Source organism: Faecalibacterium sp. 3, from assembly GCF_048323735.1.
Taxonomy (GTDB): Bacteria; Bacillota; Clostridia; order Oscillospirales; family Ruminococcaceae; genus Faecalibacterium; species Faecalibacterium wellingii.
The window spans coordinates 2317370-2343869 of record NZ_JBLWFN010000001.1; the positions used below are offsets into that span (position 1 = coordinate 2317370).

General features: G+C 52.5%; 28 protein-coding genes and 2 pseudogenes. 23 read left to right on the forward strand and 7 right to left on the reverse strand.

All coding sequences use genetic code 11. From position 1 onward, the window contains the following. Nucleotides 1–6: 6 nt before the first annotated feature. Nucleotides 7–729, reverse strand: coding sequence for a LytTR family DNA-binding domain-containing protein (locus ACNSPV_RS11000; protein ID WP_348583401.1), 723 nt, complete (start codon nt 727–729; stop codon nt 7–9). 389 nt (nt 730–1118) lie between these two features. Here ACNSPV_RS11000 and ACNSPV_RS11005 point away from each other — a divergent pair, with 389 nt between their 5' ends. From ACNSPV_RS11005 to ACNSPV_RS11045, 9 genes are all read left to right on the forward strand, one after another. Further along, nucleotides 1119–1748, forward strand: a complete 630-nt coding sequence (locus tag ACNSPV_RS11005) for a TetR/AcrR family transcriptional regulator (protein WP_348583400.1) — start codon at nt 1119–1121, stop codon at nt 1746–1748. A 40-nt stretch (nt 1749–1788) separates the two neighbouring features. Further along, on the forward strand, nt 1789–2115 hold the full coding sequence (locus ACNSPV_RS11010) for a TfoX/Sxy family protein (protein WP_348583399.1): 327 nt from the start codon (nt 1789–1791) through the stop codon (nt 2113–2115). A 183-nt stretch (nt 2116–2298) separates the two neighbouring features. Beyond that, the gene (locus ACNSPV_RS11015; protein WP_117504762.1) at nt 2299–2724 is read left to right on the forward strand and encodes an RNHCP domain-containing protein; all 426 of its coding nucleotides are present in this window, start codon (nt 2299–2301) and stop codon (nt 2722–2724) included. 158 nt (nt 2725–2882) lie between these two features. Continuing rightward, nucleotides 2883–3320, forward strand: a complete 438-nt coding sequence (locus ACNSPV_RS11020; protein ID WP_348583398.1) for a LytTR family DNA-binding domain-containing protein — start codon at nt 2883–2885, stop codon at nt 3318–3320. Between the two features lie 10 nt (nt 3321–3330). Next, nucleotides 3331–3780 (forward strand): hypothetical protein, encoded by a 450-nt coding sequence (locus ACNSPV_RS11025; RefSeq protein WP_348583397.1) that lies wholly within the window; start codon nt 3331–3333, stop codon nt 3778–3780. After that, entirely contained in the window at nt 3773–3946 is a 174-nt protein-coding gene (locus ACNSPV_RS11030) for a cysteine-rich KTR domain-containing protein (protein WP_348583396.1), read from the forward strand. Before ACNSPV_RS11025 ends, ACNSPV_RS11030 begins: the two co-directional genes overlap by 8 nt. Before the next feature lie 20 nt (nt 3947–3966). Next, nucleotides 3967–4707 (forward strand): N-acetyltransferase, encoded by a 741-nt coding sequence (locus ACNSPV_RS11035; protein ID WP_348583395.1) that lies wholly within the window; start codon nt 3967–3969, stop codon nt 4705–4707. 99 nt (nt 4708–4806) lie between these two features. Continuing rightward, nucleotides 4807–4929, forward strand: coding sequence for a hypothetical protein (locus ACNSPV_RS11040; protein WP_348585209.1), 123 nt, complete (start codon nt 4807–4809; stop codon nt 4927–4929). Between the two features lie 83 nt (nt 4930–5012). Continuing rightward, on the forward strand, nt 5013–5369 hold the full coding sequence (locus ACNSPV_RS11045) for a tyrosine-type recombinase/integrase (protein WP_418268277.1): 357 nt from the start codon (nt 5013–5015) through the stop codon (nt 5367–5369). 446 nt (nt 5370–5815) lie between these two features. On the opposite strand, the pseudogene ACNSPV_RS11050 reads toward ACNSPV_RS11045, so the two are convergent. From ACNSPV_RS11050 to ACNSPV_RS11070, 5 genes and pseudogenes are all read right to left on the reverse strand, one after another. Beyond that, nucleotides 5816–7312: pseudogene (locus tag ACNSPV_RS11050) on the reverse strand (recombinase family protein). Nucleotides 7313–7330: 18 nt separating this feature from the next. Next, nucleotides 7331–7870: a transcriptional regulator gene (locus ACNSPV_RS11055; RefSeq protein ID WP_348583394.1), complete on the reverse strand. Its 540-nt coding sequence runs from the start codon at nt 7868–7870 to the stop codon at nt 7331–7333. Continuing rightward, nucleotides 7858–8397 (reverse strand): annotated as a pseudogene (locus ACNSPV_RS11060) (DUF6036 family nucleotidyltransferase). The gene ACNSPV_RS11055 and the pseudogene ACNSPV_RS11060 overlap by 13 nt, the downstream one beginning before the upstream one ends. 236 nt (nt 8398–8633) lie before the next feature. Further along, nucleotides 8634–8858 (reverse strand): hypothetical protein, encoded by a 225-nt coding sequence (locus ACNSPV_RS11065; RefSeq protein ID WP_348583393.1) that lies wholly within the window; start codon nt 8856–8858, stop codon nt 8634–8636. A 132-nt stretch (nt 8859–8990) separates the two neighbouring features. Then, nucleotides 8991–9998, reverse strand: coding sequence for a WYL domain-containing protein (locus ACNSPV_RS11070; protein WP_348583392.1), 1008 nt, complete (start codon nt 9996–9998; stop codon nt 8991–8993). Nucleotides 9999–10294: 296 nt separating this feature from the next. Here ACNSPV_RS11070 and ACNSPV_RS11075 point away from each other — a divergent pair, with 296 nt between their 5' ends. The 6 genes from ACNSPV_RS11075 to ACNSPV_RS11100 all read left to right on the forward strand — a co-directional run bounded on the left by ACNSPV_RS11075 (nt 10295) and on the right by ACNSPV_RS11100 (nt 19261). Continuing rightward, nucleotides 10295–11989, forward strand: coding sequence for a dynamin family protein (locus ACNSPV_RS11075; protein WP_348583391.1), 1695 nt, complete (start codon nt 10295–10297; stop codon nt 11987–11989). Between the two features lie 6 nt (nt 11990–11995). Then, entirely contained in the window at nt 11996–14200 is a 2205-nt protein-coding gene (locus tag ACNSPV_RS11080) for a dynamin family protein (protein ID WP_348583390.1), read from the forward strand. A 47-nt stretch (nt 14201–14247) separates the two neighbouring features. After that, nucleotides 14248–15513 (forward strand): dynamin family protein, encoded by a 1266-nt coding sequence (locus ACNSPV_RS11085; protein WP_348583389.1) that lies wholly within the window; start codon nt 14248–14250, stop codon nt 15511–15513. Further along, nucleotides 15506–18016 (forward strand): SEL1-like repeat protein, encoded by a 2511-nt coding sequence (locus ACNSPV_RS11090; RefSeq protein WP_348583388.1) that lies wholly within the window; start codon nt 15506–15508, stop codon nt 18014–18016. Before ACNSPV_RS11085 ends, ACNSPV_RS11090 begins: the two co-directional genes overlap by 8 nt. 154 nt (nt 18017–18170) lie before the next feature. Beyond that, nucleotides 18171–18614 carry a MoxR family ATPase gene (locus ACNSPV_RS11095; protein WP_348583387.1) on the forward strand — a complete coding sequence of 148 codons (444 nt, stop codon included), beginning with the start codon at nt 18171–18173 and terminating at the stop codon, nt 18612–18614. After that, nucleotides 18557–19261 carry an RtcB family protein gene (locus ACNSPV_RS11100; RefSeq protein WP_348583386.1) on the forward strand — a complete coding sequence of 235 codons (705 nt, stop codon included), beginning with the start codon at nt 18557–18559 and terminating at the stop codon, nt 19259–19261. The genes ACNSPV_RS11095 and ACNSPV_RS11100 overlap by 58 nt, the downstream gene beginning before the upstream one ends. Before the next feature lie 11 nt (nt 19262–19272). Here the strand turns inward: ACNSPV_RS11100 and ACNSPV_RS11105 are convergent, their stop codons facing one another. Continuing rightward, entirely contained in the window at nt 19273–19545 is a 273-nt protein-coding gene (locus ACNSPV_RS11105) for a DUF6061 family protein (protein ID WP_348583385.1), read from the reverse strand. Nucleotides 19546–20132: 587 nt separating this feature from the next. Between ACNSPV_RS11105 and ACNSPV_RS11110 the strand changes: the two genes are divergently transcribed. The 8 genes from ACNSPV_RS11110 (at nt 20133) to ACNSPV_RS11145 (ending at nt 26380) form a co-directional block, all read left to right on the forward strand. Then, a complete protein-coding gene (locus tag ACNSPV_RS11110) occupies nt 20133–21002 on the forward strand; it encodes a DUF6017 domain-containing protein (protein WP_348583384.1) in 870 nt (289 codons plus the stop codon). After that, entirely contained in the window at nt 21002–21835 is an 834-nt protein-coding gene (locus tag ACNSPV_RS11115; RefSeq protein WP_348583383.1) for a ParA family protein, read from the forward strand. The genes ACNSPV_RS11110 and ACNSPV_RS11115 overlap by 1 nt, the downstream gene beginning before the upstream one ends. After that, complete coding sequence (locus ACNSPV_RS11120) at nt 21792–22727, forward strand: ParB/RepB/Spo0J family partition protein (RefSeq protein ID WP_348583382.1); 936 nt, start codon at nt 21792–21794, stop codon at nt 22725–22727. The genes ACNSPV_RS11115 and ACNSPV_RS11120 overlap by 44 nt, the downstream gene beginning before the upstream one ends. Nucleotides 22728–22790: 63 nt before the next feature. Beyond that, nucleotides 22791–23210 (forward strand): hypothetical protein, encoded by a 420-nt coding sequence (locus ACNSPV_RS11125; RefSeq protein ID WP_348583381.1) that lies wholly within the window; start codon nt 22791–22793, stop codon nt 23208–23210. 126 nt (nt 23211–23336) lie between these two features. Then, nucleotides 23337–23774, forward strand: a complete 438-nt coding sequence (locus ACNSPV_RS11130; RefSeq protein ID WP_348585188.1) for a DUF3846 domain-containing protein — start codon at nt 23337–23339, stop codon at nt 23772–23774. Nucleotides 23775–23804: 30 nt separating this feature from the next. Next, the gene (locus ACNSPV_RS11135; protein WP_097785568.1) at nt 23805–24263 is read left to right on the forward strand and encodes a PcfB family protein; all 459 of its coding nucleotides are present in this window, start codon (nt 23805–23807) and stop codon (nt 24261–24263) included. Then, the gene (locus ACNSPV_RS11140) at nt 24260–26026 is read left to right on the forward strand and encodes a VirD4-like conjugal transfer protein, CD1115 family (protein WP_348583379.1); all 1767 of its coding nucleotides are present in this window, start codon (nt 24260–24262) and stop codon (nt 26024–26026) included. Before ACNSPV_RS11135 ends, ACNSPV_RS11140 begins: the two co-directional genes overlap by 4 nt. A 138-nt stretch (nt 26027–26164) precedes the next feature. After that, a complete protein-coding gene (locus ACNSPV_RS11145; RefSeq protein ID WP_055186938.1) occupies nt 26165–26380 on the forward strand; it encodes a Maff2 family mobile element protein in 216 nt (71 codons plus the stop codon). The last annotated feature ends 120 nt before the right edge of the window (nt 26381–26500 follow it).

Sequence of the window (26500 nt, forward strand, 5' to 3'; positions counted from 1 at the left end):
ACGGGCTCACATCTGCCGCTGCATATTGCGGAACTGATACTGCGTAAACTGTGCCAGCAGGCTTTTTTTATCCTTCTGCCGCACTGGCAGGCGGGCTCCATCCAGCATTTCAATGCATTCACCGTCGAACCGCAGCACCTTGGACATGTTGATGATGATCCCTCGGTTGCACACCAGAAAATCCGGCTGGGTCATCAGCTGTTCCTGCACCTGTGCAAAGTTTGCCGCAGCGCGGCACTCGCCGTCGTCGGTAACGACCTTTACAAAATGGTTCTGGGCCATGGCATAGTGGATCTTTTTCAGCGGCAGATGCACGGTCTGGCGGGCAATGCGCACCTCCAGCTCCGGCTGCTGCCGCCCCAGCACCCGCCGCAGCTCCCCTGCCAGATGGTCAAACTTTTCTTCTTTATACGGTTTGAGCAGGTAGTCGAACGGATGCACCGGAAAGGCATCCCACACATACTCCGGCGAGGATGTCACAAACACGATGAGCAGCTCCGGATCTGCGGCGCGCAGCTGCCGCGCCGTCTCGATGCCGTTTGTGCCTTCCATGCAGATATCCAGAAACACCACCTGATATCCCTCGCCCGGAAATTCCTTCAAAAAATCGTCTCCGCACACAAACTGCCTGCAAAGGATCTCTTCCTCGCCAAATGCCTTTTTCAGCAGCTGTTCCAGCCGCTCGGCATCCGGTTTCTGATCTTCCACGATCGCTGTCCGCAGCTTCATTGCTGCACCCCCTGTTCCTTCCACGTCCTGATGCTTATATTATAGCACAGCTTCCGCATTCTGTGGCCAGTGATTCGCGCACAAAACAGGGCGATTCACGCAGGATACAGGGAAAAACAGGCAGTACACCGTCGCAGGAAGTGCTGATTTTTTTGTTCAGACCATTGACACTCGTTAGCAGATTTGCGTAGATTCTGCTACGGGAGACTATCACGGTTAAGCTGAGCACGACTGGGGAAATCAACCTGTGGAAAGCATTGAAGTAATTATGGACGCTGTTGGTCTGCGCTAACGATTTTGTTTCCATTGTCTTAAAAAACTCTTGACAATAGGAGCTTTTTTGATTATAGTGGAACTAACAAATATTAGTTAGTAAAGGGTGAAGAAAAATGGAAGATACCAAACAGCGCATTCTGGAAAAGTCTCTGGAACTGTTTTCGACCAAAGGATACGATGCCGTCAGTGTGGGTGAAATTGCAAAGGCGGTCGGCATCAAGGCTCCATCGCTTTACAACCATTTCCCCAGCAAGCAGGCGATTTTTGATGCCATCGTAGAATCAACGGCTGCCCACTACGAAAAAGATACGGGCAGGATCGACATTCATGTGCAGAATGTTAAGCAGGACTGCCCTACGTTTTCTCATATCTCGGAGCAGGCTCTTGCGGACAAAGTCCGGCAGATCTTCCTGTATTCTTTGCACGATAAGCAGATCAGTCAGTTCCGCCGGATGATGACGCTGGAGCAGTTCCGCTCCCCGGAGCTTGCAGCATTGTTCTCGGAACGCTATGTGGACCGTATGATCTCTTACCATGCAGGTATTTTCCGTTCCCTGATCGCAGGCGGCGAAATTCGGGACGAGGACCCGGATACATTGGCATGGATGTACGTTTCCCCGGTCATCACCCTGCTCAGTGTCTGCGACCGCCAGCCGGAGCGGGAAGCCGAAAGCCTTGAAAAGCTGGATGCCCATGTAAAGCTGTTCTTCCGGACCTTTAACATTGAACGAGGGAAAAAATGAAACCATCCAACAGAGCAATGCGAAAAGTGGTGTAAGAATCATGGCTTCCAGCAAAGAATATCTTCATTTCATTTTGGAACAGTTATCTGATTTGGAGGATATCTCGTATCGGCCTATGATGGGAGAATACATCCTCTATTATCATGGCAAAATCGTCGGCGGGATCTATGATGACAGATTGCTTGTAAAGAAAACAAAATCTGCTTTGGAATGTATGCCTGCGGCGGTTTGTGATTTTCCGTATGAAGGAGCGAAAGAAATGCTGTTGGTGGAGGAGGTTGATAACAAAGAATTTCTCACAAAACTGGTTGAGGCAATGTACGATGAATTGCCGTCACCAAAACCAAGGCGAAGGAAGGAGGCTTGATAATTTCAGCACACGTTCATAGGACCCCAAAATCTGAATTTTACGGTACAAAAACATAAGGAGAGCTTTTTGAAACATACAACATTTGCACTGGAGCTTGTGGGCTGACCGGGAGGTCTGGCAAATACCACAAGCCACTCCTCCCGAAGACGAACGGACACAGATCTTCAGGAGGACATTACCATGAATCGTGAAAACAAACGTAAGACCTTTGAAAAAGGTTACTATAAGACCCACGCCTGCAACGATACCTTTACCTGCAAAGTCTGCGGGCGGGTCTGCACCCCGCAAAATGCCGGGAGCGACCACCGCAACCATTGCCCCAACTGCCTGTCCAGCCTTCATGTGGACGAAGAACCCGGCGACCGTGCCTCCGACTGCGGCGGCATCATGGAGCCGGTGGCCGTCTGGGTACGCAAGGGCGGCGAATGGGCCATCATCCACCGCTGCAAACGTTGCGGAAAGCTCAGCTCCAACCGGGTGGCGGCAGACGACAACCCCATGAAGCTCATGAGCATTGCCATGAAGCCGTTGTGTGCTCCGCCGTTCCCGCTGGACTATATTGAAGAAATGACCGCCTTGATGGGCGGCGATGGACGGATGCGATAAGCCGCAGCCAAAAACGAAAAGGCCGCTGTGTCGGAGAAGCGCTCTGCGACACAGCGGCCTTTTTGCAACTTACCCCCTGATTTTTACAACTTACCGCACCCATCATGGAACAATCGGGCGTTCTGTGCTATATTCTTTGCAGGGAAAGGAGTGAGGACATGAAGGTAACGGTGGAACAGATTGTCCCAGAGCGAGCGGAAGAAGTTTTGCTGCGCTGCCACGACCCCAAAGAGCCTTGGGTGGAGGAGATCCAAAGCATTGCTGCCGGGCAGATCACCGTCAACGGTATGGCAGACGGGAAACTGTGTCGGCTGAAACTTGGCGACATCCATTATTTTGAAGTGGTGGACGGAAGCGCTTTTTTCTACTGCCAGAAAGAGGTGTTTTCCAGCAAGCAAAAGCTCTACGAATTTGAATCTTTGTGTGTGGGCACCATGCTGTTCCGGTGCAGCAAGTCCATGATCCTGAACGCCGGGAAAATAGATTATGTCCTGCCCTCTCTTTCCGGCCGTTTTGAGGCGGTTCTGGACAATGGCGAAAAAGTGATCATATCCCGGCAGTATGTCAGCACGCTCAAACGGCTGCTGGGACGATAAGGAGGAGCGTATGAAAAAGATCGAATTCTGGCTGCATCGGTTTGTTTTTGTGTATGGACTTATCATGCTCAGCACCTTTTTCATGTGTCTGCTGTTCAACCCCACCAGCGAACTTCCCGTTGTCACGTTTTTTGGACGCTGCATCCTGCTGACGCTGGTCAGTATGCTGACCCTTCTCATCTATACTTCCGGCGAAGAACTGAGCAATCGTGCATGGTGGACCCGCACCCTCCTGCACGCAATTTTGCTGGAAGTGGTGCTGCTCCCTCTTGCCCATAACTGGGGTTTTTGGTACAACACGCTGGATGGGCTGATTTACGGCACATTTATTCTGGCGGCAAAGGTAATGTGGCATCTCATCGACTTCGGACAGAGCTTTTACATGGCAGCAGCGTTGAACGAACAGATCCGGAAGCGCAAGCGGGAGGAGATCCAGAAGGAGGGTACGAACAATGGATAAAACGGATTGGATACGCTGCCCGAAGTGCGGCAGCAAAACACGCACCATGATCCGGGAGCATACGGTACTGGAAGATTTTCCGCTATTCTGCCCCAAGTGCAGGTATACCTGCGTGATCCGCTTCAAAGACGGAAAAATGGAAGAAACTGTGCCGGAAAAGGCATAAGGATATAGGAGGACGCTTCGATGGAGTATATCCGAATCACAAAAGAAAACATCGACAAGGAACACATCTGTTGTGCCATGTCCGGCAAACAGAGCCTTGCCAAGAAGGAATGGCTTAAGCAGCGATTTGAGGAGGGGCTTGTTTTTTACCGCAGTGCGGAGCGCGGCAAGTGCTTTATCGAGTACATCCCGGCAGAAAACGCATGGGTGCCCATTGAAGCGGCAGGCTGGCTTTATATCAACTGTCTGTGGGTCTCCGGCTCCTTGAAAGGGCACGGCTATTCCAGCGAGCTGCTGGAAGAATGCCTTCGGGATGCCAAGGCGCAGGGCAAAAACGGCGTTTGCATTCTGTGTGCCGAGGGGCGCAAACGGGAGTTTCTCGCGGACCCCAAGTTTTTGACCCATAAGGGCTTTAAGGTTTCGGACATCTCCGATTGCGGGATCAACCTCATGTATCTGCCCCTTGCAGAGAGTGCCCAGCCGCCAAGATTTAAAGACTGTGCCAAGCATCCCAAGGTGGAGGAAAACGGCTTTGTCCTCTACTATACCGACCAGTGCCCCTACACCTATTATTGGGTGCCAAAGGTGCAGGAGATTGCAAAGGAACATGGAATCCCGTTCAAAGCCATCCACATCACCGAGAAAGAGACGGCTCAGAATGTTCCTGCACCGGTCACAACATACGCATTGTTCCGGGATGGGAAGTTTGTGACCCAGAGCATTCAGTCGGACAAGAAATTTTTGAAATTAGCGGCAGAATAGTTGAATCAAGCAAGCCGCCAAACGCTCAGACGCAGTGCAGCCCATAGAATTGGGGTACGCTACGTTTTTTGTTGAAAGAATGGGAAGGAAGTGACTGGTTTGATTGCAATGAACGATGTCAGAGAATTTATTCGTGCAGCATCGCCGTGGGTGGCAATGGGGCTGCTGGTGGGGATGGCGGTTGGTCTGAGTATCCATATTCGCATGAGAACCCTTCACTGAAGCAGATCGAATTACTGCTTGGAAACATTGACAGACTTCATACTACCCAGATGGGAGTTGATCGGATAAGACGAAATCTAAAATTGGATATCCGGGATATTCCGGTGCCGCTGAATGTCCGCCCGTGTGCCATCAAACTGCGGGATACCACCGACCAGTTCATCTGGGAAAGCCCCAAGACCGGCTTGCCCTGCAATCCCACCCATTTTCGAGATGTGTTCCGCAAATCTCTGGAAGAAGCGGGCGATGTCCGCTTGCTCACACCGCACAGCTGCCGCCACACCTATGTGTCGCAGATGCAGGCGTTGGGCATGGATATCCAGACCATCCAGAGCATCGTAGGCCATGCCGATACCGAAATGATTGAGCATTATCTCCATGTTCAGGAATCCATTCGGCAGATTGCGATCCAGTTGTTCAGCGAGGCGTTTTCGGCCTGAAAATTGGACGGAACAGCACTAATTAGACCAGATAAAATCGTTGGCATTGTGGTCAAAACCAAATGAGGTCAGCCCACAGTCAAAACCACCGGCTAAGCCGGTGGCTTGAGTAAGCCCTAGAAGGGCATCCTACTGGCAAAGCCCCTCAAGGGGCCTCGAGCAAACGTCTTTCATCTGCATTACCTGCCCTACCGCTCTAACGAGCTATGTTGCAAAATGCATCTTCTAAGATGACAATTTCTTTGTCATCTCGCTTTGCTCGAATCTTATAGCTAAAGCATTTTCTACTCCACCAGCGGAGCTGGTGGTTGTCGCTCGCTCAAGCTACCCAACAAAAAAATCCAACAATTTCTAACGTGAAATCGTTGGATTTATGATCCAGCAGAGCCGGACAAATCCGAACTTGTCGGGGCACGGCCCCTCCATCTTGCTTGCGCAAGACCGTTCTATTGCTCAAAAGCCCCACTGGGGCTTTCGTTGCTTCGCAAACGCAAACTTTTTTCTCCGCAGTCAGCGGTCAGAGTGTCCTCAAAACGGACGGTTTGGGTGCCATCCTTGTAGTTGAACGTGAGCAGCATCCGATCATCGTACAGGAAAATGGCATTTTCAAAAATTTCAATCAGCGCTTTCCGCTGCTTTTTCTGCGAAATATCGAACTTTCTAAATTTCATCAGCCAGAATCGGATGAAATCCTCATTGAAGCTAGGCTTCTTCAACTTTTCGTCTGCGATTTTTACAGTCAGCTCATCTTTCTGGCTTTCCAGCGCTTCCAGACGCTCTTTCGTTGTCCGGGTGTACAAGCCGTCCTCGATCGCCTTCATCAGGTTGTCCAGCTTTTTGTTGACCTCTCGCAGTTGCTTTTCCAGCAGCGGGATCATTGTGTTCTCCCGATTCTGTACATCCATGACCAGTTGAACGATCTTGTCGATCACCGCATCGTCTTGAATCAGCTTCATAGTCTCCCGGACGACCAGATCTTCCAGCCATTCTTTCTGCACGGTCTTTTTGTTGCAGCCCTTGCGTCGTTTGACGTTGGCGCATTTATAATAATAGTAGGTTCGTCCGGTGGCACTGGTTCCGCTTTCGCCAAACATCAGCGCACCGCACTTGCCGCAGAACAGCTTGGTGGTCAGCAGATATTCCTCGTCTGCCTTGCCACAGGCAGGGGCACGCTTGTTCTTATCCAGACGCTTCTGCACCCGGTCAAACAAGTCTTTCGGAACAATAACTGGAATCGCTTCCGGCACAACGATATCCCGGAAAGACAGTTCGCCAATGTACCGGCGGTTCTTCAGCATGGTATTCACGCTGCTGTGGGTCATTTTGCCGCCCAGCATATTGCGGACACCCTTGTCGTTGAGAAAGTTTACGATCTCCACCATCTTATCGCCGTTGTCATACCGCTGAAATGCTTCCAACACCAGCGGAGCGGTCAGCGGGTCAAGATACTAAAACTTGTCATCATCGATTTTGTAGCCGATGGTTCCCGTTCCGCCGGTACACTTACCCTTCAAAGCGTTCTTGGTCTGATCACGAATCACTTTTTCGGACAGCTCTGCCGAATAGTATTCCGCCATACCTTCCAGAAGGTTTTCCACCAGAATGCCCTGTGAACCCTCGGCAATGGGCTCCATAACGGAAATCAGATGGACACCGTTTTTTTTCAGAATCATCTTGTAGTTTGCACTATCAAAACGATTCCGGGCAAAGCGGTCAAATTTCCAGACGAGAACAACATCAAACAGCTTTTTGCCGCTGTCCTTGATCATCTGCTGGAATTCCGGGCGATTGTCCGTTTTGGCAGAGAATGCACGGTCAATGTAGTGCTTAATGACCGTGATGTCGTTCTTTTCCGCATAAGCCGTGCATTCCCGAATCTGGCCTTCAATGGATTCTTCACGCTGGTTATCCGATGAATAGCGGGCATAGATTACGGCGGTCATAGACTCACTTCCTTTTTCTTATCGAACAGACGGGTAGCTTTTTGCATACTTGTAGATCTGCCGTGCACAGTCAAGGCTCATTTTGCTGGAATCGTTGTGTTTGAGCCATGCATTCACATTGCCCGGATTCAGCTTCAAGTCCTTGTAAAGGCGGTAATTCGTCAATTTCTTTTTTTGTTGAAGTTCCAATACCCGGCGATGGATCAGTTCTTTTGTTTCATTGTCCGCAAGAGCGGCATCCCGCACCGAGCAATAGCTGCGCCAGACTTTCCGGTAGCCTTCCGGCAGTTCAGGTGACTGATTTTCCAAAAGCAGCAGCATTTGCGCCAGCGAATAGCGATCGGAAAGCCGCTCATATTCCGCAACAACAGCGCTGTTTACGGTATAGCGGAGCAACAAATCTACTTTATCAAAGGCCAGTGCATAGAGAAACAGCGGTTCTTTCAGGCGGGGATTTTCGTTCAGACAATCCGCCAGCTTATGGACACTTGCCGTCTGCACCCCGGAAAGCTCTGCCACATACTGCTTCAAGAAGCCCTCAAATGTCAGCTTTCGCATGGTCTCCACCTCTCCACATACGCCTGATAGCGGATATAGAAATCCCGATATCGCCAGTCGTTCAAGATGCTGGCTCTCAACTCATCCTCATCCGTTGCAAGGTGTTCCAGCAAATCTCAATTCAACGAATCCCGCACAGCCTCGCTCTCTACGTCTGCCTTGTCGGTGTCCCGGAAAGAGCACAGCTTTGCAATCACTAAATCTTCCAGACTGGATGTATAGAACTGCACCTTTGTACCACCAAAGGGTAGCGGCTGAAGCCGGTCTTGGAAGTTATACGGGAAATTGTCGATGTAGGCTTCCACATCGGTGTTGATGTCGTACTTGCCAAGCAAACTGTACAGTTCTTTCGGAACACTCAAGGCATCAATGTCATGAGTAGCGCGGGTCAGCTTTCCCAACAAAATGAACGCACTGCCGCCTACAATCACCATCTGATAGCGGTCGTTATTGTCGATCATCAGATCGGCGTCTTCGTCCAGACGTTCCAGACGCTTGCGGAGGTCATCTAAGATCACCTTTCCCATAAAGCAGCCTTTCGTATTTTCAATAATAGTATTCTCCAAGATTATTTCAAAGGCAAGACCGTATGTTGTCAAGAGAAAATTAGACGCTTCACAATTTTATGCTTATTACGGGTTCGTTTTATATAGCACGATTCTCCAACTTCCGATTTATTTGGCTCTCTCATATGTCTCCTTCTATCATACTTTTTGTCCTACGGAAATGTCGTTTTTTCTATATTTCCCCATAAAAATGACCATCAGTAAATCAGCTCCTGTGGTGGCGGGAGTGGGGTAGGACGAATCGGCTTTTCTGCATGGATCATTCCACTGCCGTCCAGTTCTTCCACAGGAAAGGATTCCAGTGCTGGTTTCTGCGGCACTACTTCCAGTGAATCTGCCAGTTTGCGTCCCAACTTTCTGCGGTGCGGTTTCTCCGGTGGCAAAGGTTGTCGGACGGTGTCCGGTGCGTGTGTCTTTCTCATGATCTTTTTCTCCTTTCTATTTTGCTTGTATTATTCTGTTCACCTGAAATGACAATTTTGTCATCTTTGCTTTTTGTCTACGACCTGCAAACCAGTGTTGTTGCTGTTGCGTGAAAAGCGGATTGCCCTGTTTCAAGGCTGGTATCGTTCCAGCATGGCCGTCAGCACACGGAACATCTCTTCCCGTAGTGTCTGCGGTGCAAGCACCTCGACTCGATTCCCTTGACTGAGCAGCCACATCACGATGCCGTTGCCGTAAATCTCGGCCTCGACAAGATACCCATTTGCATCCTGTGAGACGATTTTTGCCGTGGGCAGGCGGTCAAGGATAGCTTCCACGCTGCTGCCCGTGTAGCGCAGCCGGATGCTTTGCAGCCGCCCCGGATACATAAACTGCACCCGTTTGCGGAACTCGCCCTCCTGAAACCGGCTGGCATACGGCAGCGAAAACGTCTGCTCCATAATTTTATAGTCCGCAATGCGGTCGATGCGAAAAATGGCCGGGTAATCGTACTTGCGGGTATACTTTCCATCGTTTTCTTTCGTGATGTAGGCATTCAGATAGAAATAATACTCCGAAAACAGGATAGACACCGGCTCCACAATGCGCTCCACCGCAGATGCCGCGTCTGCGCCCTGCCGCTGATAGCGGATACGCATCAGATGATGCTGCTGGATATCGCACCCAATCTCCCACAGCTTATCCTGAATGCCTACCGGATGGGTCAGCTCCACATAATGAAACAGCTCATTGGACACCAGCGCAGAAACCAGCTTGACATTTTCCAGCGGAACGCAGCCTGCCACCAGCTTGTTTAGAATGCCCGACATTTCTTCTTTGGTAAAGGCTCTGCTTTCCAGTAAAATTTTGCTGACTGCCAGGATTTCACTGTTGGTCATCAGCGGCGAGGGACTGCCCACCAGCCGGAAGCCCTTTTGCTGCCGGTCATAAATGATCTGCCGGTTCTCTCCTTTTGCTATGTTACGTTCGGCAAGAAATGCCCGGATGTCATCAATGTCCCGCTGGACAGAACGCTCGTCAATGCCAAACCGGAGTGCTTCTTTGACTTTGGTCAGCGTCCTGCCTGCACATAACTGCTCATAAAGGTCTAAAATTCGTTCGTTTTTGGAATAGCCCATTGCTCAGCCCCCACTTCCTGTGTTCAGTATACGAAAAATCCGTTTAAAATGCAATTCGATTATATTATTGAAGAATGACAGATTCTGTCGTTTTTATTTTGTATACTGGACCTGCATCCAGCAGAAACCGCTTACGTACAGATTTGCGGCTCGCTCTATGGTATTTTTATGCAATTTATGTTATAATCGCACTATGAATTTCACAAATCTCGTCTGATTTTTGCGAATTTCGGCAACGCCATGCCGGATGCCGGGCCGTTCAGAAGCGACAGTATCCAAGAAGAAGGAGAAAAACAATGGTAGATCGTAAAAAGTTTGACCATGCACTTGCGATGCGCCAGCAGTTGGAGGCACATTATCCGGACCGGAATTTTCAGGACGCATTTCAGCTGTCCGAAGAGCTGCGAGATTATTTTGAAATCAAGCTGCTTGTGGTGGGGCATTTCAGCGCCGGCAAAAGTGCCCTGCTGAACGCACTGCTGCAGCGGCCCGCTTTCCTCAAGGAGGCCCAGCAGCCGCAGACTGCGCTTGCCACCGAGCTGGTCTATGACACCACCGAGCAGGCCTTTGCCTACCGGAAGGACGGCTCCTGCGAGGAGTTGCAGGCTGGCAAGGAATATCTTCCGGAGGAGTACAGCCATCTGGAATACCATGTGAATGCCCCTGCGCTGGCACGCATTGCGGACTATACCATCGTGGATACCCCGGGGTTCGATTCCGGCATCGAGGCCCATGCGCAGGCCCTGTCGAACTACATCGGGGTCGGCTCAGCCTATCTAGTAGTCGTTGATCAGGAGAAGGGCGGTCTGGACGAAACCACCCTGCAGTTCATCCGGGAGATCTCGCATTATAGCAATCAGATTGCTGTTGTCCTTAACAAGTGCGACAAAATCACCCCGGATACCGTGGAGCAGATCGTATCCGCCGCACAGGGAACTCTGGAAATGTGGGGCTTCCCGTACAAAGTCTATCCCATCTCTGCCCGGGCAGAGGATTGCTGTACCCAGCTGGAATCCATTCTCGGACAGTTCCATGCACAGAAAGCCTTCGACCGTATCATGACCCGGCAGCTGCGCATCGATCTGGAAAACACAGAAAAACTGTTGCAGATCGAGCAGCGCAAACTCAGTCTGGACACCCACGATTTGGACGAAAGCCTCCGCAGTTTTGAGCGCAGCAAGAAACAGCTCGCGGACGCGTTTGACCAGAAAACACAGCAGGCACAGGACAAGCTCGATTCCCAGACTGAGACCACCCTGGCCTCGGTTCGGCAAGCGCTGACCGCCCATGCCGACACCATTTCCACCGCCTTGCTGAACGGCAACCAGACCGCTGTGAAGGCCATCATTCTGGAAACCATTCGGCCGGTGCTCGTGGCATCCATGAAAAACATCGTATCCGGCCAGATCGATGCTATCACTGCGGAGCTGCAGTTTGACCAGCTCGTCCACAACGATATGGACGCGGAGGATCTTGTAACGATGACCACCAACCTCGCCTCCAACCTGAAGAGCCTGATCGACAGCGGCACCTTTACCCCCGCTCCCCAATCCGGGCTGGGCAAGCACAAAAAGGATGACCGCAACAATACCCTTTACCACGCCATCACCGGCGTTGTGGCCGCTGCCACCGACGCCATCGCACCCTGGCTGGAAGTCATAATCATCCTGCTGCCGGACATCATCCACCTGCTGGAGGGGCTGTTTGCAGAGAAGGACGAGGACATCGTCAAACGAAATTTTATCAACAATGTGATTCCGCAGATCTGCAACAAGCTCTACCCGCAGATCCGCACCAACATCGAGACCAGCACCCGGGAAGTGCAGGCCGCCTACAAGTCGATGCTGGACGAGAAGCTGGAGCAGCTGCAGAACAGCATTGCATCCATCAAGGAGCAGAAGGCGCAGAAAGTCGAAACTTTTGCCGCCTATCAGGGGTACATCACAGAAGACATTGCAGCAATCCAGAAGATGCTGCAGCAGTTGAGGTAACGAATTATGGGATTTGATCCAGCAAAAGCAAATGCGTATCTTCAGCAGGCCCGGCAGATAGAACAGACCCTGAGCGAACATCAGGAGTTGTTCGACGAGGGCAAGTTCCTTGATTTTCAGTCCGTCACCACAACGCTGGAAACTGAGATCCAGCGCGCCCAGCAGGATGCCCGCAAGCTGAGCATCGGTATCGTGGGTGCCATGAAGGCCGGAAAATCCTCCTTTCTGAACGCCTGTATCTTTGGCGGCAAGGACGTTCTGCCCAAGGCGGCCACCCCCATGACCGCCGCCCTGACCCGCATCCGCTATTCCGAGACGCCGCAGGCAACAGTGCATTTCTATGAGCGGAAGGACTGGGAAAAAATCGAGGACAACGCGCAGAAATACGAGGAGCAACTGAACACTAAATACAGCAACTATTGCAAAATCTATGACAGGTCCCACGCGGACAGCACAGAGGGCGTGTGCTCCAAGCAAGTGTTTGAGCGCACACTCTTCCAGCAGGATGTCTCCGAGGTGCTGAAAAGCGCCAAAGAGCTGACCCAGATGGTCGGCTCGAACTCTGCCATCCTGGAACATCTGGGGGATGCGGACGTGCTGGACGGTGACATCATGGCCAAGCTGCAGGATTACGTTGGCGCACGCGGCCGGTTCACACCCATCGTGAACTATGTCGAGCTGGAAGTGAATCTCCCTGAGCTGGAGGATCTGGAGATCGTGGATACCCCGGGCCTGAATGACCCTATCGTCTCCCGCAGCTATGCCACACGGCAGTTTCTGCGCGCCTGCGACGTCGTGATCCTGCTGTCCCCGTGCAGCCAGTTCATGGACGCCAACACGGTCGGCCTGATGGCCAACGGTCTGCCGGACAACGGCGTGCGGAAGGTGATCGTGGTGGGCAGCAAACTGGATTCCGGCCTGCTGAACGAGCCGAAAGGCAGTTTTGCTGTTGCCTCTCAACACGCACTGAACAGTTACAAGGGTCAGTTCCGTAACACCATGCAGCAGGCCATGCGTAACAATCCCCGCCGGGCCGGCATCATGGAAAAGATCAGCGAAAGCGATTTGCTGTTCGTCTCCTCCACCTGCTCTTCCATGGCCCGCAAGCAGAAGCAGCATCAGCCGCTGAGTCCGGCAGAGAACCTTGTTTTGCAGAATCTGCACAGCAACTTCCCGGACTTTGACGAGACTCTGCTGTCATCCATCGGCGGCATCAACAAGGTCCTGAAGACGCTGGAAGCCGTGCGACAGCAGAAGGCAGAAATCATCCATGGCAGAAACAATACCCTGCTGGAAACCGCACAGATAAACCATCTGCGCGCACTGGATAAGATCCAGCAGGAGCTGTCCTCCAGCCGCACCACCCTGAAAAATTCTACCTCTGAGCAGCTTCTGCAGCGTACCGAAGCGATTCAACAGGTCATGGAGTCCTCCCGCGGCAAGCTGATGTATATTTTTGACGGTGCTGCCATCGGCTGCAAAAATAAAGTCAACCAGCTGCTACCGCAGCTCACACTGGAACAGCAGAACCACCAGCGGCTGGACGTACAGACCAGTTCCGAGGAACATCACGGTGTCGAAGGCACAGGCCTTTTCGGTTTAATAAAAGAGCACTACTCCTATACGGTCACGAACAACCGGGTTGATGTTTCGGAGGTCGTGACCAACCTTGAGCACCACGCCTCCACCTGCCAGAACACGATCAATCAGGAATTCCAGTATGTCTTCAACCGGGAGCAGCTCTCCCACCGCATTGTCGAGGTGGTTCTGGATGCTTTCCGGAAGAGCGACATGGAGTTTGACGAGGACGACATCCGGCTGCCGCTCCAGAATGTGCTGAACGAGCTTTCCAGTCCGGAGATCCGGTTCGACTACACAACCTACATCGACAAGGTCGAAAGTCAGTTTCCTTCCGGCTATGCGGAAAACGACGACATCCACAAGCTGAAATCTCTTCAGACCCGACTGCTGAACGAAATTGACCAAGACATGGGCCAGCAGTTGACCGCCGCGCTGCAGATGGCCGCCAACATGCTGAACAAGCAGGCCGTAACCTTTGCCGACCGGATTCAGGAGCTGCTCTGCAGCGAGCTGGAAAAGCTTCAGGGGCAGATTCAGGAGCGCGAGACCTACCTTGCTGCCTATCAGCAGTTTGACAAAACGATCCAGCAGATGAAAAAACAGCTGGCACAGACCGACAGCTCCCACTGACGGGTTCTGTTCCCCGCCTGCGGAAACCATAAGAAAGGTGTGACACCGTGCCATTTATTATTGACGAAGACGAGCCCGACCTGAGCACGCTTTTTCAGGGTGTAAAAGTGCCCGAACCCAACATGTACATTTCCGACAGCAGTCAGGCCGTCCGGTTGCTGTCGGAGCTGATCCGCAACGAAAAGCAGCCGCCCGTCCACCGAATCAAGTCCATGGTGGCGCAACTGTTTGCCTTGTTTTCAGAGATTTCGCTGGACAACGAGCTGGAACTGTACGAGCAATTCCTGAACCTGTGTGCCCGGCTGACCGAGATTCAGAAGATCCGGAAACTCCAGAATAAGGCTGTGGTCAGCTTCGGCGGCAAATTCAGTGCCGGAAAGTCCCGCTTCATCAACGCCATTTCCGGCATTCAAGACTTGCTCCCGGTTGACCAGAAACCCACCACTTCTGTCCCCACTTACATCATCAAAGCCGACCATGATACGCTTTCCGCCAACAGCATCTACGGCTATAGCACCCCGCTGACCACACAGTCCATGGGCGCGTTGACCCACGAATTCTACGATACCTATGGCATCGGGTTTTCGGCTTTTCTGGACTGCATTATTGCAGAATCCAGTTCGTTCATCCTGCCGGAAGGAATCGCCTTGCTGGACACGCCGGGCTATACGAAATACGATGAGAAGAGCCTTTCCAAGATGACTCTCTCTGACCGACAGCGCGCCTTTGAACAGCTCCGCGCTTCCGATTATCTGATCTGGCTGGTGGATATCGACAACGGCGGGTTGAACCAGGATGACCTCGATTTTCTGGCCTCGCTGCATTTTCAGACCAAAATTCTGGTTGTTTTCACCAAAGCCGATCTGAAACCGGAGCATGAAATCCATGAAATCTTGAATCTTGCCCGGCAGACAATGGTCCGGACTGCCATCCCATGCTTCGGGGTCACGGCCTATTCCTCTAATCAGAACCAAGAGTACTGCGGTAATCTGATCCCGGTGTTCTTCCAGTATGTCCTGCAGGATTCCGTGCGCAGCAATGATCTGTTCACTGCGTTCCAGAAACTGGAAGACCAGCTGCGCCAGAACCTTGTCCGTGCCATCGACACGACCGGGCACACAGCGCGGGACTTGTTTGGGGGTATCACCCGCTCCCGGCAGGTGATGCAGATCCGCTCGCTGGTGGAGCTGTGGGGCAGAACACAGCAAAAGTACACGCAGTTAAGGAAGCTGCTCAAGCGCTATGATAATCTCGTGACACAGATAAATCATGAGATCGCAAGCTACATTCAGTCGGAGGATCAACATGGATAATACCACAGCCTATCTAGCCGTTCTGGCTCGGATCATGCAGGAGGAGCGCGCAGAGACCACTACCGGGTCGTGGGAGCACTACGAAAAGCTGTACGCTCTGGTCCATACCGACCTGACCACACAGCTCAAAGCCTCCCGCTATCCCGATGCGCCCGCCCTGCAAAAAAAGGCTGAGGGTCTGCTGGACGAGATGGAACCCCTGTACCTCTGCCCCGAGCTGGCCGGCACCGGCTGCCTGCTGATCTCGGACTACCACACCAACACTCTCTTTGAGCCTTTCCGGCGCGCATTCCTGCACTGGGCAGACATTGCCCCGCTGCTCCGGCTCCAGACACAGATTCCATTTCTGATCGTGGACAGCGAAGAGGATCAGCTGGAAGTTCTGAACTATGCCAACCGGCATGTTGCCCTGTCCCCCGCCGAATATGAACTGCTCCTGACCGAAAGCGGCAAGAACCGCGTGGCTCTCAACAAGATCGTCCAAGTCTTTCTGCTGCGCACCCCGCTGGCGGTCAAAAACGTTTCGCTTATTTTCGATAACGTCTACCACCGGGCAGAGCAGCTGTTCGGGGGCGCGGTGAGCCGAAAGATCGCCTGTCTTAATTCCCGCGGCTTCCAGACCGCTTCCAAGCGCGGACTGGATCATTTTGACGCGGTCACCTGTAAACCGGAGCTGGTTCCCGCACTGAAAGCCCACCCGGCACTCTGCCATTGTCCCCGCATGGACTGGGCGATGCTGGTTCCCTGTCTGAGCACCATCCACCCGATTCTGTACGGCTTCCAATACCGTTTTCAGGCACTCTTTACGCAGATGGAATGCTATTATCTGCGCAGCAGCAATGAAATGCAGGAAGTCGTCCGACAGATCACCGATGACATCGTGCGGCTGGGCGAGAAACAGAACGATGCCCTGCCGCAGCTCCGACAGTCGGCCAAAGAGGCCGGAGACCAGCTGAACAACGAGTGGAACGCCCTGCAGCCTGTTCTGGAAACGATTCACACCTGCCTGACGGAAAACGAAAAGGATCTGCGGGATCTCTCTTCCAGCGGGAAAGAGGTGCCCCGCCGTGTGTGGGATGCTGTGTTCGAGATTTTCTTTACCGAAGAGCGAGAAAAGACCCGTTTCGGGCAGAAGATCGAAGCCAGCCTGCGTACACTGGAATATCCGGAGCTTCCGCTGGTACAGGCCTACCTGAAAAAGAAGGCTGGAAAACCCGTCAGTGCTCCAGTCGTCACGGTAGGCCCCGGCGAGTGGGAAAAGGCCCGGATGCTGCTGGAACTTCAGAACCCGGACAGTCTGTCTCGCGCAACGTTGCGCCAGTATGTGGACCTGTTGAAGCCGAATCGGCTTTCCTCTGGCCGGGAATATTACGCAAAAAGCCTGATTGCCACGTTCCCAGAAGACGTCACCTCGGCCCTGACCGAAAGCTTCCAGCGGGGATATCTGCCCGCCGGAGAAAAGCTGTTGCAGCTCTACAACTGCGCTCCCTCTTCCATTGATCTTTCCGTGCTGGTCAACGGTCTGCTGCCGGAAGCCTGCGTGGCAATGGCTCAACGGAGCACCCCGCGCTGTGTAACATACTCCGATCTGGCCGATCCGGGATTCGCTTATTATAAGCTGGCCGCAGTCAAAGGATATCTACCCGCCGTCCAGTTCATCGTGGACAAGCTGTATGATTCTGGTTTTTCCACCGCCAAGCGGATCGGCTCGACCAGCCTGACCGATGCTGCCAGAAAAAAATATGCAGAGAACGGAAAGGTTCTCTGTTCCCTGTGCCACTATCTCATCGAGGAACGCAGCCATCAGTCACTGCACAACAGCGAGATTCTTGGTGTGGTGCTGTTCTGCTTGGGCGAATCCTATTCCGAGGCCATGTGCCTGCTTTCCGGCATCGACACCGGCGTTTCTAATTTCTGCAAGGGATGTATGTACCATCACGGCTATGGTGTCGCCCAGAATACGGAGCAGGCCATACGCTATTATCAGCTGGCCGCCCTCAAAGGCTTCAAGAACCCATCCCTGCAGCCTTCCCTGCGTGCGTGCTATCAGGCAGATGCAAAAGAAAAAGAAGAACAGACTACCGCCTATCAGGAGAAAAACAGCTACAAACGCACAACGTCCAACTACCAGACTCACGACAGTGGCTGCTTTATCACAACGGCCACCTGTCGTGCACTGCACGCCGGGGATGACTGCCGCGAGCTGAACCTGCTGCGCTGGTTCCGGGACAACAAGCTGCAATCCACGCCACAGGGTGAAGCCATCGTCCGGGAATATTACCGCGTGGGGCCGCTGCTGGTGCAGGCCATCGATCACACTCCGGATCCTGACGCACTGTATCAGTCCTTGTGGGAAGACTACATCCGCCCCAGCTGTACGGCACTGGAAAACCGTCAGTGGGAACCGGCCAAGCAAATCTATGTCCGGATGGTCAAGACTCTGTGCCTCCGGTTCGGGGTGGAAGTTCGCCCTCAGATCTGCGAAGCCTTGAAGGACTACTAAACCGCAAAACTCAACAAAAAGCCGAAGCAGGATGGCAGAATCTGTCATCCTGCTTTGTTATACTGTGTTCAAACAAATGGAAAGGGGCGCGGAAGATGAAATCTTTGAATTATACAGGAATCGTCATTCGTCGCATCACGGAGGATAAATCGCCTTGAATCTCACAGTTTCGGTCAACCAGAAGCAGCTTCTGGATATTTTATTGAATGTCGGCCTCGTGCGCCCGGTCTTTATCTGGGGCGCACCCGGCATCGGCAAATCTGCCATCGTGGAGCAGTTTGCCGAAGATATGGGGTTGCCCTGTGTTTCTCTGCTGGGCAGCCAACTTGCACCGGAAGATATCATTGGTGTGCCGCAGATCGTGGACGGGCGCAGTGTGTTTTGCCCGCCCCGGATGATCGCACGAGAAGAGCCTTATTGTCTGTTTCTGGATGAGTTGAACGCATGCTCGCAGGAAGTTCAGAAAGCGTTCTACTCCCTTATTCTGGAGCGACGCATCGGGGAATACCATCTGCCCAAAGGCTCCATATTGGTTGTGGGATGTTGGCTGTCAGGTTCCGGGCAAAGCGTCTGGAGCTTCAAAAGCTGGACAAGCTGATTTGGGACAGCATCCCTTCCGGTAAAAGTGCGCGAAATGCACAGCACCATTTTGCAGAACGGGCAAGTCTGGACTCCCTGCACTGTCTGCGCCATGTCCAAAAAGACAAGGCACTCTGTGCTGTGGGAACGCTGGGCGGCGGAAACCATTTTATCGAAGTAGACAAAACCCAAAACGGCGATTTCTGGCTAATCATCCATTCTGGCAGTCGGCGGCTTGGCGTAAAGGTGGCTTCGTTTTACCAGAACGAAGCATTTCACCAGTGCCCAGAGGAAACACCTTTTGAATTGGCGTATGCCACGGGCAGCTTAATGGACGATTATCTGCATGATATGCGTATTACGCAGGCATTTGCTGAACTGAACCGCCGTGCTATTGCCAACGACATCATCAAGGGCATGAAGCTGGATGTGGAAGAAACCATCTCCACGATTCACAACTACATCGACCTTGATTCGATGATTCTGCGCAAAGGGGCAGTGTCTGCAAAAGAAGGCGAAAAGCTTATTATCCCGATGAATATGCGGGATGGCTGTCTGCTCTGCATCGGAAAGGGCAATCAGGACTGGAACGAATCTGCTCCCCACGATGCAGGCCGCCTAATGAGCCGCGCCGCTGCCCGGAGCAGTTTTACCTTGTCACAGTAAGTTTTACCTTGTCACAGTACAAGAAAGAGATGAAAGGCATCTATACCACTTCTGTCAACCGGAATACGTTGGACGAAAGCCCGATGGCCTACAAGCCGATGGAATCTATAGCCAAGCGGGTCATTGTAGATGAGGTAGTCCAACTCCGACCTCTGCGCCATGGTCACATTCAACGCATCCTCAACCCCGGTACAGTCAATTGAAATTTTACTCCCATCCTGGAGCAGCAGCTCCACGCAGCTGGTGTCCATGTTGAAATGGCAAACTCTTGCATCGTACTTCATGTTCGTATCCTCCTGAAATCATGTTGTGGTTTATATCGGTCAATCTATGATTTCGGATTTTATCTTCCACGGACACCTGCATGGAACTTGTCGGGGCAAAGCCCCTCCATCTGCTAACGCAGACCGTTCCGTCGCTTAAAAGCCCCACTGGGACTTTCATTGCTTCGCAAACGCTAATTTTCCGAAGAAAACAAATAATCCGAACCCATCTCCTATCGGAAACAAGTTCGGATTATTTTTGTTTGGTCCGAGTGGCGAGAATCGAACTCACGGCCTCTTGAACCCCATTGTGCTTCTCTCGAAAACACAATGTACAATCCGATACTGCCTAGACTCAGTATCGTTAAATTTCAAATGCATTATACCATTCTGTTTCATTGGATGTCAAGACGTTTCATTCCTTTTGTGGTCAAATTGTGGTCAAACGAACCTGACAAATGACCTTTCTCCCCCGGCTAAGTTACATCGCGCAATTTCGATTTTCATCAATCGAAGTTGCGCTTTTTGTTTGCACGAATTATCTATAAGGAGGATTTGTCAACCATGTCAATGAACCATCGTTGTTTTTTCATCCTTGACAGAATTGTATGACCCTTGACTACTTTTACGGACAGGCCGGAGAGCTGTTTTCGTTCTACCGCATTCCAAAGGCTCTTTTTCAGGAGCAGCGGTTTCAAAATCTGTCCACCGATGCCAAAACGCTGTACGGCATCCTGCTTGACCGCATGAGCCTGTCTGTGAAAAACGGCTGGCTGGACAAGCAGAACCGGGTGTTCATTATCTTCACGATAGAGGATGTCAAGAGGGCGTTGTGTTGCGCAGACAACAAAGCGACCAAGCTGCTCCGGGAACTCGAAAAGTTTGGTCTGATTGAACGAAAACGCAGAGGTCTGGGAAAGCCAAGTTTGGTGTATGTGAAGAACTTTTCGGCAGAATCGTCTAAATCAATATTCCAGAATCGTGATTTTCACGATTCTGGAGGCTTCAAAAACGCAAGTCAAGACCCTGCAAAATCACGATGTAATAAGACTAAAGAGAATGATACTGAAATGAGTGAGACTGATTCTTTCTATTCTGAAGAATCGGATGGGATGAGCAAACGCACCCAACTGGAAGAATATTTTTCTCAGTCTTTGGAGGTAGACCTTCTGCTCCGGCTCTGCCCGGACGATGAGGATACCATCTATCAGATCGTAGATTTGCTGGTGGATACCTGCGCTACCAACCGTAAGCTACTGCACATTGCCGGGGACGACAAACCCGCCGATGTGGTACGCAGCCGGTTTATGAAGCTGAACGCCGACCATATCCGCTTTGTGCTGAAGTGCCTTGCAGAGAACAGCAATCCGATCCGTAACATGAAACAATATCTGCTCGCTTCTCTGTACAACGCACCCACCACGATGCAGCTTTCCTACCAGAACCAAACCAACCACGACTTAGCGATGCGGAGGTGATGAAAATTTCAAAGAAAGCAACCACAATTGCCATCGTCAACCAGAAAGGCGGCACCGGCAAGACCACCACCTGTGAAAATCTTGGCATCGGGCTGGCGATGGAGGGCAAGAAAGTCCTGTTGGTGGACGCTGACCCGCAGGGCAGCTTGACCATCAGCATGGGCTGGCAGCAGCCCGATGAACTGCCCACTACCCTTTCCACCCTGATGGCAAAAGCCATGAATGACCAGAGCATTCCGCCCGGTGAAGGCATCCTGCACCATGCAGAGGGCGTTGACCTGATTCCGGCGAACATCGAACTGGCAGGGCTGGAAGTGTCTCTCGTCAACTGCATGAACCGGGAAAAGATGCTCAAGCAGGTGCTGGAAGGAGCAAAGCGCGAATACGATTTCATTCTGCTGGACTGCACCCCTTCCCTTGGGATGCTGACCGTCAATGCACTGGCAGCGGCGGACACCACCCTGATTCCGGTGCAGGCGCAGTACCTGTCTGCGAAAGGCTTGGAACAGCTTTTGCAGACCGTGCAGAAGGTCCGACGGCAGATCAACCCGAAACTGAAAATCGAGGGCATCCTGCTGACTATGACAGATAGCCGCACCAACTATGGGCAGCAGATCGACAACCTGATTCGGGGTGCTTACGGCAGCAAGATCAAGGTGTTCGACCAGACCATTCCCCGGTCTGTCCGTGCTGCGGAAATCAGTGCAGTGGGCAAAAGCATTTTCCAGCACGACCCCAAAGGTAAGGTGGCAGAAGCCTACCAATCTCTGACGAAGGAGGTGCTGGCGAATGCCGAAAAGCAGCTTAAGCGTGTCGCTGAAAGGGGCAGATGACATTTTCTCCACGGAAGAATCCCGACAGGAACAGCAGCGGGAGCAGGTGCAGCAGATTCCCATTGGAGAACTGTTCCCCTTCAAAGACCATCCCTTTAAGGTCTTGGATGACGAGTCCATGCAGCGCACGGTGGAAAGCGTAGAGCAGTACGGCGTGTTGTCTCCGCTGATCGCCCGCCCACGCCCGGAGGGTGGCTATGAAATCATCTCCGGGCACCGCCGTCAGCACGCTGCACAGCTTGCCGGACTGGACACCCTGCCGGTCATTGTCCGCAATATGGATGATGATGCCGCTGTTTTGCTCATGGTAGACAGCAATCTTCAACGCGAAACCATCTTGCCAAGCGAGAGGGCTTTCGCTTACAAGATGAAGCTGGAAGCCATGAAGCATCAGGCAGGACGTCCTACGCAAGATAATTATTCCCAAGTTGGGAATAATTTCGGTACACTATCTAGTGAGGAGATGGCTGAAGAACTCGGAACTAGTAAGAATCAAATTTTCCGCTATATCCGCTTGACCAACCTTGTCCCGGAACTGCTGGACATGGTAGACGAAAAGAAAATTGCATTCAATCCCGCTGTGGAGTTGTCCTATCTGGACGAAGCCCAACAGCGGGATTTTTTAGAGGCAATGAACGACACCCAGAATGCACCGTCCCTTTCCCAAGCGCAGCGGCTCAAAAAGCTGGCACAGGAAGGGCACTTCTCGTATGACGTTGCCTTTGCGGTCATGGGAGAAGAGAAAAAGGACGAGCTGGACAAGGTGGTCATCAAAAATGACACCCTGCGGAAATATTTTCCTCGCAGCTACACCCCGAAACAGATGGAGGACACCATCATCAAGCTGCTGGAACAATGGCAGCGCAAACAGCAGCGGCAGAATGAACGCTGACTTATACCGTAACGAAAGACCCGATGGGGTCTTTTTCTTTTGCAAACAAAGGAGAAAAAGCCTATGAAAAATAACGCCAGTACCATTCGCTCCGAGAAAATCACCATTGACGTGCGTATCTGCGCTGCACTGGCGGCAAACCGGGGCGGCGAGGTCTACCTCGCAGCCATTGCCCCGGATATGGAGCTGACCGTCATCACGCTGGACGAGGCTCCCGACATCCTGCCCTGCTTTGACGAGGACGATGCCTGCTTGAACCTTCCCAATACCTCGCTGCTGCTCTGCTACAATCCGGCGCAGGTGCTGAAGATGGGCGGCAAGCACTACCTGACCGGCCCGGTGATTCTGGTCCGCACCAACATGGACGGCGAGGTCATCTCGCTGACCATTGATGAGGTCTACCTGTTCCAGAAGTATCTGGCAAGCCACAGCATCACCCTGATGGCAGACGACCAGAAGTTGCCCTGCATCTGCATCGACTGAGGTGTGTCATGCTGAACTTTTTTATCGGTATCGCATTTTTTGAGGCTGGTGCCTTTTTCGGTTTCTTCGTGGCGGTTTTGATGCAGGCGGCACGGAGCGGCGAAATCGGGCTGAATGGAAAGGAGGATTCACATGGAAGAGAATACCCTTTCGGTGCTGAAAATTGCACCGGGACAGTATCCGCAGCAGGTCGAGATCGATAACGACCTGAAGGCTTTGCAGCAGGCGGTGGGCGGCTCCATCGGCGCAAGCTATCCCTTTGCCGACCCGGTTGCCATCGTTTATAACGATGACGGCAATCTCATGGGACTGCCCCTGAACCGTGCCCTTCGGGATGAGAACGGGCAGATGTACGATGCCGTTGCCGGAACCTTTCTGGTTGTGGGGCTGGGCGAGGAGGATTTTGCATCCCTGACCCCGGAACTGGCGCAGAAGTACGAGCAGCTTTTTCATCAGCCGGAAGCCTTTCTGAAACTGGGCAACCGTCTGCTGGTGCTGCCGGTGCCCGATGAACCGCCCACAGAAAAGCCCCGCACCAAGCCCCCGGCAGAGCATGACCGCTAAAATCACCCTGCTGCACGGGAGGTGATGGCAGTGCAGGAAGAAATCGAACAGAAATCATTCAACATTATGATCTCCACCACGAAGCTGTCTGCCCGGACTGTCCTGCGGGCAGTTAAAGCGGCGTTTCGGCTGTACCAGTCCAAGGCATCCCAAGGTAAGCAGAGCGTCCGCACTCTTCTGCGGCAAAACCGGGGCGTGTCCAGCGTGGAGATCAGCAAGACCGGCATCCGTGGTCTGGAACGCTATGCCAAAAAGTACGGCATCGACTACGCCATCCGCAAGGACACCTCCGAGGTGCCGCCCCGGTATCTGGTCTTTTTCAAAGCCCCGGACGCAGAAGCATTCAACTCGGCGTTCAAGGAGTATTCGGCATCTTTGCTGAACAAGGACAAACGCCCCTCGGTGCTGGCAAAACTGCATGAACTGGTGCAGGCGGCGGCAGAACTTCCCGGCAAAGTCCGGCACAAGGAACAGGAGCGCGGACTGTGACCACGAAAAAGCCGACAAAACTGCTGGCGCTGTATCTGCCCTATCTCCTGCTGGGGCTGGTAGCAACCAATCTTGGCGAAGCATGGCGGCTTGCGGAGGGCAAGGAACTGGGCGAACGCATTATGTCTATGATGGGCACCATCCCGATGGCGTTTGCAAATCCTCTGCCCAGTCTGCACCCTCTGGATCTGCTGGTGGGCTTGTGCTGCGGTGCAGGGTTACGACTGGCGGTCTATCTGCGTGGCAAAAACGCCAAGAAGTACCGCCATGGCATGGAGTACGGCTCTGCCCGGTGGGGCACCCCCAAGGACATTGAGCCGTTCATGGCTCCCAAGTTTGCCGACAACATTATCCTGACCAAAACGGAACGGCTGATGATGTCCAACCGCCCACCAGACCCCAAAAACGCCCGGAACAAAAACGTGCTGGTGGTGGGCGGCTCCGGCAGCGGTAAGACCCGGTTTTGGCTCAAGCCCAACCTTTTACAATGTCACAGTTCCTATGTAGTCACCGATCCGAAAGGAACTATCGTGCTTGAATGTGGCAACGCAATGTTGAAGAACGGCTACAAGGTCAAGATTCTGAACACCATAAACTTCAAAAAGTCGATGCACTACAACCCCTTCGCCTATGTCCACAGCGAAAAGGACATTCTGAAACTGGTCACAACCCTGATGACCAACACCAAGGGCGAGGGCAGCGGCGGGGACCCATTTTGGGAGAAAAGCGAACGTCTTTTGCTCACCGCCCTGATCGCTTATCTGCACTATGAAGCCCCGGTGGAGGAGCAAAACTTTGCTACTCTGCTGGAAATGCTGAACACCATGCAGGTGCTGGAGGATGACGAGGAATACCAGAACCCTGTGGACTTGCTGTTTGAAGAACTGGCAAAAAAGAAGCCCAATAGCTTTGCCGGGCGCCAGTACAAGCTCTACAAATTAGCTGCCGGCAAAACGGCAAAGTCCATCCTCATTTCCTGCGGTGCTAGGCTTGCGCCCTTCGACATCCAAGAACTGCGTGACCTCACAATGTACGATGAACTGCAACTGGACACGCTGGGCGATAAGAAAACGGCGTTGTTCCTCATCATGTCGGACACGGACAGCACCTTCAACTTCCTGATTTCGATGGTCTACACCCAGCTTTTCAATCTGCTGTGCGACAAGGCAGATGATGTGTACGGCGGCAAGCTACCCATCCATGTGCGGTGCCTGATCGACGAGTGTGCCAACATCGGGCAGATCCCTAATTTGGAAAAATTGGTGGCGACCATCCGCAGCCGTGAGATCTCTGCCTGCCTTGTTTTGCAGGCGAGAAGCCAGTTGAAAGCCATCTACAAGGACAATGCAGATACCATTGTAGGCAACATGGATAGCCAGATATTTCTGGGCGGCAGTGAACCTACCACCCTGAAAGACCTGTCCGAGATGCTGGGCAAGGAGACCATTGATGCCTTCAACACCTCGGATACCCGTGGCAACAGCCCCAGTTACGGCACTACGTTCCAGAAGATGGGTCACGAATTATTGAGCCGGGACGAGCTGGCGGTGCTGGACGGCGGCAAGTGCATTTTGCAGTTGCGTGGCGTCAGACCGTTTCTTTCTGACAAGTACGACCTGACCCAGCACCCCAACTACAAGTTGACCTCGGACTACGACCCCAAAAACACCTTTGATATTGAAAAATATCTGAACCGAAAAGAAAAAATCCACCCCGGTGATGAGTTCATCGTGGTGGACGCTGATTCGCTCCCGTCTGCCTGACCCGGTAGGCGGTTTTATTTTATCCTGACCAGAGAGGTACACCAGCAAGCCCACTTTCACCGCAGTTTACGGTTTTAATATGCAGCTTCAGGTGTGTACGGACGGTCTGCAACTTTCATTTATAAAGGAGAAACGACTATGGAATTCTTTAACTCTGCTATCGAAGTTCTTCAGACTCTGGTTGTCGCTCTGGGTGCCGGTCTCGGCGTTTGGGGTGCCATCAACCTGCTGGAAGGTTACGGTAACGACAATCCCGGCTCCAAGTCTCAGGGCATGAAGCAGCTCATGGCTGGCGGCGGCGTTGCTCTGGTGGGCATTACCCTGATTCCTCTGCTGTCTGGTCTGTTCGGCTAAGAGCCGCAGGCGGGGTTTCCCGCCTGTACATACGCAATCGCTCCATCTCTGCTGTGGATAACAGCCCCTATTATAATAAGGAACGCATTGTGGTACGAATCTCCACCCATCAACGAAAGG